6 protein-coding genes are annotated in these 9,864 nt (G+C 62.2%); all 6 read left to right on the top strand.

From position 1 onward, the window contains the following. Positions 1-139: 139 nt before the first annotated feature. The 6 genes from ACR1XY_RS14225 to ACR1XY_RS14250 all read left to right on the top strand — a co-directional run bounded on the left by ACR1XY_RS14225 (position 140) and on the right by ACR1XY_RS14250 (position 9,769). On the top strand, positions 140-1,507 hold the full coding sequence (locus ACR1XY_RS14225; RefSeq protein WP_480594245.1) for a CmpA/NrtA family ABC transporter substrate-binding protein: 1,368 nt from the start codon (positions 140-142) through the stop codon (positions 1,505-1,507). Positions 1,508-1,598: 91 nt separating this feature from the next. Next, on the top strand, positions 1,599-2,684 hold the full coding sequence (locus ACR1XY_RS14230; protein ID WP_480594247.1) for an ABC transporter permease: 1,086 nt from the start codon (positions 1,599-1,601) through the stop codon (positions 2,682-2,684). Between the two features lie 5 nt (positions 2,685-2,689). Next, the gene (locus ACR1XY_RS14235) at positions 2,690-4,375 is read left to right on the top strand and encodes an ABC transporter ATP-binding protein (protein ID WP_480594249.1); all 1,686 of its coding nucleotides are present in this window, start codon (positions 2,690-2,692) and stop codon (positions 4,373-4,375) included. Positions 4,376-4,380: 5 nt separating this feature from the next. Then, positions 4,381-6,813, top strand: a complete 2,433-nt coding sequence (gene nirB / locus ACR1XY_RS14240; RefSeq protein WP_480594251.1) for a nitrite reductase large subunit NirB — start codon at positions 4,381-4,383, stop codon at positions 6,811-6,813. Then, entirely contained in the window at positions 6,810-7,142 is a 333-nt protein-coding gene (gene nirD / locus ACR1XY_RS14245) for a nitrite reductase small subunit NirD (RefSeq protein ID WP_480594253.1), read from the top strand. The genes nirB and nirD overlap by 4 nt, the downstream gene beginning before the upstream one ends. Then, the gene (locus ACR1XY_RS14250) at positions 7,139-9,769 is read left to right on the top strand and encodes a molybdopterin-dependent oxidoreductase (RefSeq protein ID WP_480594255.1); all 2,631 of its coding nucleotides are present in this window, start codon (positions 7,139-7,141) and stop codon (positions 9,767-9,769) included. Before nirD ends, ACR1XY_RS14250 begins: the two co-directional genes overlap by 4 nt. Positions 9,770-9,864: the final 95 nt, after the last annotated feature.

Raw genomic sequence — 9,864 nt, forward strand, 5'->3', positions numbered from 1 at the left:
ATGAACTTCTTCCCAAAGTTTGGGATCGACTGAGCAAAGCCGCTCACACTCTGGCCACGTCCTCCCGGCCAGAGCGTGCAGCGGCTTTTTTGTTTTTCATCCCCGGCATCCCCGGGACCAAGAAAAGGGACAGACCCACATGAAGAAATTCCTTGCAGGCCTTGTCGCCACCACCGCCCTGATCAGCCCGGCCATGGCCGAGACGCTGGAACTGGAAAAAGACGAACTGACCTTCGGCTTTATTAAACTGACCGATATGGCCCCTTTGGCCGTGGCTTACGAGAATGGATACTTCCTGGACGAGGGCCTGTTTGTAACGCTCGAAGCACAGGCCAACTGGAAAGTGCTGCTGGATGGCGTGATCGACGGGCAGTTGGATGGTGCGCATATGCTGGCCGGTCAGCCCCTGGCCGCGACCATTGGTTACGGCACCGAGGCGCATATCGTCACCCCCTTCTCGATGGACCTGAACGGCAACGGCATCACCGTGTCAAACGCGATCTGGGAAGAGATGAAGCCGAACATCCCGGTGATGGAGGACGGGCGTCCACAGCACCCGATTTCCGCCGAGGCGCTGGCCCCGGTGGTCGAGAAATACAAATCCGAGGGCAAGCCGTTCAACATGGGCATGGTTTTCCCGGTTTCGACCCACAATTACGAGCTGCGCTACTGGCTGGCCGCCGGTGGTCTGAACCCGGGTTATTACAGCCCCGAAGACGTGACCGGTCAGATCGGTGCGGATGTATTCCTGTCGGTCACCCCTCCGCCGCAAATGCCTGCGACACTCGAGGCTGGTACTATCTACGGCTACTGCGTGGGTGAGCCATGGAACCAGCAGGCGGTGTTCAAAGGTATCGGTGTGCCGGTGATCACCGACTATGAGCTGTGGAAGAACAACCCGGAAAAGGTCTTCGGCATCACCGCCGAGTTCGCCGAAGAATACCCCAACACCACCCGCGCCGTCACCAAGGCCCTGATCCGCGCCGCGATTTGGCTGGACGAGAACGACAACGCCAACCGCCCCGCCGCAGTCGAGATGCTGAGCCAGCCGGAATACGTGGGCGCCGATTACGACGTGATCGCGAACTCGATGACCGGCACCTTCGAATACGAGAAGGGCGACAAGCGCGAGGTACCCGATTTCAACGTGTTCTTCCGCTATAACGCGACCTACCCGTTCTATTCCGACGCCATCTGGTACCTGACCCAGATGCGCCGCTGGGGCCAGATTGCCGAACCGCAGACGGACGCGTGGTATGATGAGATCGCCAAATCCGTCTATCGCCCCGACATCTATCTGGACGCCGCCCGCATGTTGGTGGACGAAGGTCTGGCGAATGAGGCCGACTTTCCCTGGGACAGCGACGGATACAAGGCCCCGACGCCTGCCGCGGATATCATCGACGGTATTCCCTATGACGCCCGTCAGCCCAATGCCTACCTGCAAAGCCTGCCGATTGGCCTGAAGGGCGAGCAGGTCGTCATCGGCTCCGAAGTTCAGGGGTAACCCCACTCCCCGGCCCACATGGCCGGGGTTTTCCCACCCGATTCAAAATCCCACCCCGCCCGGGCACCGATCCGGGCCAGGAGACCGCAAGATGACCGCCATCGACCACGAAACACTCTCTGACGATGCTGAACGCGAGGCGCACCGCGCGCGCCTGTTCACCCGGATCAATTCCGCCGATAAATGGTTCCAGGTTCTGGGCCTGTCCTGGATCACCCCCATCCTGCGCGCCGCCGCAGGCGACAACCCCCGCGCCCAGATGGGCGAAATCTGGCGTCTGCTGGCCGTGCCGCTGCTGGCGATCTGCGCCTTTTTGCTGCTGTGGGGCACGCTGGCGCCAAAGGTGCAAACCTCTCTGGGGGCCGTCCCCGGACCGGCTCAGGTCTGGTCCGAGGCGGTCAGCCTGCATCAGGACGCGCAGGCCAAGGCCGCCAAGAAGGCCAAGTTCGAGGCGATGGTCGAAAAGCGGAACCAGAAATTCATCGATGCAGGCCAGCCCGAAAAAGTCAAAGAAGTCGCCTATACTGGCGCGCCGAGCTATTACAACCAGATCTGGACCTCGATCAAAACCGTCTTCTTCGGCTTTCTGATCGCCACCATTGTGGCCGTGCCGCTGGGCATCGCTGCAGGTCTGTCGCCCACCGCAAACGCCGCGCTGAACCCGCTGATCCAGATTTTCAAACCGGTCTCGCCGCTGGCCTGGTTGCCGATTGTGACAATGATCGTCTCAGCCGTGTACGTCACCAATGATGGCTGGTTCGCCAAGTCTTTCCTGATCTCGGCCATCACTGTGACGCTGTGTTCGCTGTGGCCGACGCTGATCAACACCTCGCTGGGTGTGGCGTCGATCGACAAGGATCTGGTGAATGTCTCCAAGGTTCTGAAAATGAACACCTATACCAAGGTCACCAAGCTGGTGCTGCCCTCGGCCCTGCCGCTGATCTTCACCGGTCTGCGCCTGTCGCTTGGTGTTGGCTGGATGGTTCTGATCGCGGCCGAGATGCTGGCGCAGAACCCCGGTCTGGGCAAATTCGTCTGGGATGAGTTCCAGAACGGCTCCTCCAGCTCGCTCGCCAAGATCATGGTGGCCGTGTTCACCATCGGCATCATCGGCTTCCTGCTGGATCGCGTTATGTATGCGCTGCAGTCGCTGTTCACCTTCTCGAACAACCGGTGATCGACATGGCTGTGATAGAATTCAAAAACGTCAGCAAATCCTTCGGCACCGGTACTGCTGCGACGGATGTGCTGAAAGACATCAACCTCTCGGTTCAGGAAGGCGAGTTCGTGGTGTTGCTGGGCTTTTCCGGCACCGGCAAGACCACGCTGATCAACCTGATGGCGGGGATCGAGTTCCCGTCAAAGGGTCGCGTCATCTTCCGTGACACACCTATCACCGGCCCCGCGCCCGAGCGAGGGGTTATTTTCCAGAACTACTCGCTGATGCCGTGGCTGACGGTGACCGGCAATATCCGTCTGGCGGTGGATGCGGTGTTCCCAAAGATGCCCAAAGCCGAGAAAGAGGAGAAGGTCGCGCATTACATCCGCATGGTCGGCCTGAGCCACGCCGCGGGTCGTCGCCCCGCCGAACTGTCGGGCGGGATGCGGCAGCGGGTGAACGTGGCGCGCGCCCTGGCGATGGACCCCGAGGTTCTGTTGCTGGACGAACCGCTTAGCGCGCTCGACGCGCTGACCCGCGGCAATCTGGCGGAAGAGATCGAAAAGATCTGGGAAGAGAACCGCAAAACCTGTGTCCTGATCACCAATGACGTGGATGAGGCGATCTTACTGGCCGACCGTATCATCCCTCTGAATCCCGATGGCACCTTGGGGACCGAGTTCAAGGTTTCGATCCCCCGCCCCCGCGACCGCTCGGCCATGAACCATGATGAGACGTTCAAAGCCCTGCGTGGCGAGGTCACCAAATACCTGATGGATGTGGGGATCGAGGCCAAGGTCGAAGGCACCAAGACTCTGCCTGACGTGACCCCGATCCACGGTGTTCCGGCGGCGGTGAAAGAGGCGCAGACGGGCCTGATCGACGAGCGCTATCTGGACTTCAGCCAATTGCACAAGGTCTACCCCACGCCCAAAGGTCCGCTGACCGTGGTCGAGGATTTCAACCTCAAGCTCAATCGCGGTGAGTTCATCTCGCTGATCGGTCACTCGGGCTGTGGCAAGTCCACGGTGCTGACCATGGCGGCCGGTCTGAACGACATCTCGAAAGGCGCGATCAAGCTGGATGGCCGCCATGTGGAAGGGGCCGACCCGGAACGTGCCGTGGTGTTCCAATCGCCCTCGCTGTTCCCATGGCTTACGGCCAAGGAAAACGTCTCGGTCGGTGTCGACCGCGTCTATCCCCGCGCCAGCCAGGCCGAGCGTCAGGATGTGGTGGAATACTATCTGGAACGTGTCGGTCTGGCCGATGCGATGGACAAATCCGCCGCTGACCTGTCGAACGGTATGCGCCAGCGCGTCGGCATCGCCCGCGCCTTTGCGCTCAGCCCGAAACTGCTGCTGCTGGATGAACCCTTCGGGATGCTCGACAGCCTGACCCGATGGGAGCTGCAGGAAGTTCTGATGGAGGTCTGGTCGCGCACCAAAGTCACCACCATCTGCGTCACCCATGACGTGGACGAGGCGATCCTGCTGGCCGACCGCGTGGTGATGATGACGAACGGCCCGCAGGCCACGATCGGCAAGATCACCAATGTCGACCTGCCGCGCCCGCGCACCCGCAAGGCGCTGCTGGCCCATCCCGACTACTACGAATACCGGCAAGAGGTGTTGGATTTCCTCGAGGAATACGAGCACGGCGCGAAGCCCAAGCCGAAAACCCCTTCCCCCAATGCCATTGCCGCGGAGTGAATGACATGAAACAGAAACTTGTGGTCATCGGAGCCGGCATGGCCTCGGGCCGGGTGCTGGAGCATCTGACCGACGCCGCCCCCGATGCGTTCGACATCACCCTGTTCAACGCCGAGCCGCGCGGCAATTACAACCGCATCATGCTCAGCCCGGTTCTGGCCGGTGATCAGACCTATGAAGAGATCGTGACCCATGACGACGCCTGGTATGCCGAACGTGGCATTACCTGTCGGTTTGGCGAGAAGGTCGTCAAGATCGACCGCGACCTGAAAGTGGTTGAGGGCGAGAACGGCCATGTGCCCTACGACAAGCTGATCTTCGGCACCGGTTCGAACCCGTTCATGATCCCGATGCCTGGGCATGATCTGGACGGTGTGATCGCCTATCGCGATCTGGAAGACACCCAACAGATGATGGGCATGGGCGCGGGCAACAAGGTCGTCGTGATCGGCGGCGGCCTGCTGGGTCTTGAGGCCGCTGCAGGCATGGCCGCACGCGGCGCAGACGTGACCGTGGTGCATATCATGGGCCACCTGATGGAGCGTCAGCTGGACCCCACCGCAGGGTATCTGCTGAAGAAATCGCTGGAAGAAAAAGGCATCACCGTTTTGCTCAACGCCAAGTCGACCGAGATCGCTGGCGAGAACGGCAAGGCGCGGGCGCTGCTGCTGGAGGACGGCACGGAATTGCCCTGCGACCTGTTGGTGATGGCGGTGGGTATCCGCCCCAACGTGGCACTGGCACAGGAGACGGGCCTTGCCGTGGGGCGCGGCATCCATGTGGACGACCAGATGATCACCTCGGATGCCGATGTCTTTGCCATCGGTGAATGTGTCGAACATCAGGGCGAGGTATTTGGCCTTGTCGCGCCGCTTTATGATCAGGCGAAAGTGCTGGCACAGACCCTGCTGGGCGAAGAGGCCGCGTTCAAACAACGCTCGCTGTCGACCAAGCTGAAGGTCACCGGCTGCGACCTGTTCAGCGCCGGTGATTTTGCCGAGGGCGAGACCCGCGAAGACATCGTTTTCCGCGACCCGGCCCGCGGTGTTTACAAGCGGCTGGTGCTGGAAGATGACAAGCTGGTGGGAGCGGTCATGTATGGCGATACCGGTGACAGCACCTGGTTCTTTGGCCTGATCCGTGATGGTGAGGACGTGTCCGAGATGCGCGAAACGCTGATCTTCGGCCCGGCCTATCAGGAGGGCGGCTCTGCGGACCCTCTCTCAGCCGTTGCAGCATTGCCGCCTGAAGCGGAAATCTGTGGCTGCAACGGCGTTTGCAAATCCGACATCACCGCTGCCATTGAAGGCGGCGCAACCGATCTGGGTACGATCCGCGCGACGACCAAGGCCAGCGCCTCCTGCGGGACTTGCACCGGGCTAGTCGAGCAGTTGTTGCAGGTCACGCTGGGCGATGACTTCCAGATGCCCACCGCTCAGCCCATCTGCGGCTGCTGCGACCTGACCCATGAAGACGTCCGCCGCCTGATCAAGTCGAGCGAGCTGAAAAGTCAGGAGGCCGTCTGGCAGGAGCTGGGCTGGAAAACCCGCAACGGCTGTCATGCCTGCCGCCCGGCGGTGAACTTCTATCTGCTGGCCGACTGGCCGGTGGAGTATCAGGACGACCCGCAAAGCCGTTTCGTCAACGAACGCAAACACGCCAACATTCAGAAGGACGGCACGTTCAGCGTTGTGCCCCGCATGTGGGGCGGCATCACCAATCCGGCCGAGCTGCGCGCGATTGCCGATGCGGCCGAGAAATACGATGTGCCCACCGTCAAAGTCACCGGTGGACAGCGTATCGACCTGCTGGGCGTGAAAGGGTCCGACCTGCCCTATATCTGGTCCGATCTGAACAAGGCCGGGCTGGTCTCGGGTCACGCCTATTCCAAGGGTTTGCGCACGGTGAAAACCTGTGTCGGCACCGATCACTGCCGGTTCGGGACGCAGGACAGCACGGGTCTTGGCGTGAAGCTGGAGAAGATCCTGTGGGGCTCTTGGACGCCGCACAAGCTGAAGCTGGCGGTCTCGGGCTGTCCGCGCAACTGCGCCGAGGCAACCTGCAAGGATATCGGCGTCGTCTGCGTGGATTCGGGCTATCAGATCAGCGTCGGCGGCGCGGCGGGTATGGACGTCAAGGAAACCGAGCTGCTGGTGCAGATGCCGACCGAGGACGAAGCGATTGAGGTCGTCATGGCCGTCACACAAGCCTATCGCGAGGGCGGCAAGTATCTGGACCGCCTTTACAAATGGATGGCCAAGGTTGGCCTCGACTGGATCAAGGAAACCGTGGTGGATGATCTGGATAACCGCCGCGCGCTGGTTGAACGCTTTGAACTCAGCCAATCCATCTATCGCAAAGACCCATGGGCCGAGCAGGCCAAGGAGGCCCCGCGCTTTGCGCCACTGGCCGATCTGACACTGGAGGCCGCAGAATGAGCTGGATCGACATCGGACATATCAACGACATCCCCCTGCGCGGCGCGCGCGTGGTAAAAACCCCGGTCGGCTGCATCGCCCTGTTCCGCACGGCAGAGAATGAAGTCTTTGCCGCCTCGGACCGCTGCCCCCATAAGGGCGGGCCGCTGTCCGAAGGCATCGTGCACGGGCAGTCCGTCACCTGCCCGCTGCACAATTGGGTGTTCGACCTGAACTCCGGTCAGGCGCAAGGCGCGGATGAGGGACAGATCGCCACCTATCTGGTGCAGTTGGACGGCGACCGCATCCTGCTGGATAGCACCTCGCTGGGGCAAAGGAGCGCCGCGTGAAGGACCTGACCGCCTGCGCCAAGCGCTCGACCTGCCCCTATTGCGGGGTCGGCTGCGGTGTTCTGCTGCAGCCGGACGGTGCCGGAGGCCTGACGGTCACCGGCGATCCGGACCACCCGGCCAATCAGGGGCGGCTCTGTTCAAAGGGTTCCGCGCTGGCCGAGACCATCGGACTGTCGCATCGCCTGCTGGCCCCGCGCATCTCGGGCGTCGAGACCGGTTGGAATGACGCGCTGCAACTGGTCGCAGACCGGTTCCGCGACACCATCTCGGAACACGGGCCGGATTCGGTGGCCTTCTATGCCTCGGGCCAGTTGCTGACCGAGGATTATTATGTCGCCAACAAACTGATGAAAGGCTTCATCGGGTCGGCTAATATCGACACCAATTCGCGGCTCTGCATGGCCTCGACCGTCGCAGGGCACAAGCGGGCCTTCGGCACCGACACCGTCCCCGGCACCTATGAGGATATCGACGAGGCCGATCTGGTGGCTCTGGTCGGGTCCAATCTGGCGTGGTGCCACCCGGTTCTGTATCAGCGTCTGATGGCGGCACGGCAGGCACGCGGGACAAAGATTGTGGTGATCGACCCACGTCGCACCGCCTCCTGCGACAGCGCCGATCTGCATTTGCCACTGGCAGCGGGCAGCGACGTGGCGCTGTTCAACCACCTGCTGACCCAGATCGACGCACGTGGGCTGGTGGATACGAATTTCCTGCCGCATACCATCGGCTTTCACGCGGCGCTGGACAGTGCAATGGCCGACGATGTGTCGGTCACCGGGCTGAACCCGAAAGATATCGCCACATTCTCCGACATGTGGACCGGCACGGAAAACGTTGTGACCATTTTCAGCCAGGGCGTGAACCAATCGACTGCGGGCAGTGACAAGGTCAACGCCATCCTCAACTGCCATTTGGCGAGCGGCCGGATCGGCAAACCGGGCTGTGGGCCGCTGTCGGTCACCGGGCAACCCAACGCCATGGGCGGGCGCGAGGTCGGGGGTCTGGCCAATATGCTCGCCTGCCATCTGGATATCGAAAACGCCGACCACCGCGCGGCAGCGCGCGATTTCTGGTCGGCGCCGAGGATGCCCAAAGCCCCTGGTCTGAAAGCGGTGGACATGTTCCGCGCCATCGGCGACGGGCAGATCAAGGCGCTGTGGGTGATCCACACCAACCCCGCCGCGTCAATGCCCGAGGCTGATGCGGTGCGCGACGCCATCGCCGCCTGCCCGTTCACCGTAGTCTCGGACATCACCGACCGCACCGATACGGCTCGGTTGGCCGATGTGCTGCTGCCCGCCGCGGCCTGGGCCGAGAAAGAGGGCACCGTTACCAATTCCGACCGTACTATCAGCCGCCAGCGCGCGGTTCTGCCCGCCCCCGGACAGGCCCGTGCCGACTGGGATATCCTGTGCGAGGTCGGTCGGCGGATGGGCTGGAGCACCGCATTCGACTTTCAAAGCCCGGGCGAGATTTTCCGCGAACACGCGGCGCTGTCCAGTGTGGCGGCACGGTTTGGCAAGGATTTCGACATCTCGGGTCTCGCCGATCTGAACGCCGCAGACTACGACGCGCTGGAGCCGACGCGCTGGCCCGTGACCGCCACGCGGCAGGGCGGGCGGTTCTTCGCGGACGGCCAGTTTTTTCACACTGATGGCAAAGCCCGACTGTTGCCGGTCAAATGGCGCCCCCCTGCGGCGCAGACCAGCCCACGCTATCCGTTCTGGTTTAACACCGGGCGGCTGCGCGACCAGTGGCACACAATGACCCGCAGCGGATTGTCGCCCCGCCTGTCGGCGCACCTGCCCGAGCCATTTCTGGACATCCACCCGGACGACGCCCGGGCCCATGGGGTTTCCACCGCCGATCTGGTCGAAGTGACCAGTCCGCATGGAAATGCCGTCCTGCGCGCGCGGATCAACAGGGATGTCTCCCAGGGTCAGGTCTTTGCCCCGATCCACTGGACCGGAGAAACCGCACCCTCGGCCCGCATCGACGCGGTGGTGGCGGCAGCAACCGACCCGATCTCGGGTCAACCTGAAAGCAAGGCGTCGGTCGTGAATGTCACCCGGTTCAACGCCGCATGGTACGGGTTCGCGGTATCCGACCGTGAAATGACGCCAAACTGTGACTATTGGGCTCAAAGTCCGACCAAATCCGGCTATCGCGCGGAGCTGGCCGGTCTTAAACCCATCGATGACTGGCGCGCCGCAGCCCGCGACCTGTTCGGGTTACCAGACGCCGAAATCACCGCAGTCGAGGATCCGGCCCGAAGTGTGGCCCGTCTGGCCTGCCACCGGAACGGACGGTTGGTTGCCGCCCTGTTTGTCTCGCCCCAACCGGTTGCGGTGATGCGCGATTATCTGGCGACGCTGCCACAGGTACCCAATCTGTGCCTGCTGTCCGGCCGCGCGCCGGCGGACATGCCGAACCCGGGGCCTATTCTGTGCTCCTGCTTTGATATTGGCGTGAATACGATCCTGACGAAGATCGAGACCCAAGGCTTGACCTCGGTCGAAGCCATTGGCGAGGCGCTGCAGGCTGGCACCAATTGCGGCTCATGCCGCCCGGAACTGGCCACACTTCTTGCCTCGGCCCAACAGAAAGAGGCCGCCGAATAGGAAACCCCCGCCATTTTGGCGGGGGGGATCTGATTATTATTCTGCTGCGTCTTGGTATGCGTCCATTGGGGGGCATGTGCAGACGAGGTTTCGGT

Source organism: Ruegeria sp. AD11(2025) (assembly GCF_056542405.1).

Excerpts from the sequence above, each read along its gene's own strand:
- ACR1XY_RS14225 (WP_480594245.1), top strand. The coding sequence starts at position 140 with ATGAAGAAATTCCTTGCAGGCCTTGTCGCCACCACCGCCCTGATCAGC.
- ACR1XY_RS14230 (WP_480594247.1), top strand. The coding sequence starts at position 1,599 with ATGACCGCCATCGACCACGAAACACTCTCTGACGATGCTGAACGCGAG.
- ACR1XY_RS14235 (WP_480594249.1), top strand. The coding sequence starts at position 2,690 with ATGGCTGTGATAGAATTCAAAAACGTCAGCAAATCCTTCGGCACCGGT.
- nirB (WP_480594251.1), top strand. The coding sequence starts at position 4,381 with ATGAAACAGAAACTTGTGGTCATCGGAGCCGGCATGGCCTCGGGCCGG.
- nirD (WP_480594253.1), top strand. The coding sequence starts at position 6,810 with ATGAGCTGGATCGACATCGGACATATCAACGACATCCCCCTGCGCGGC.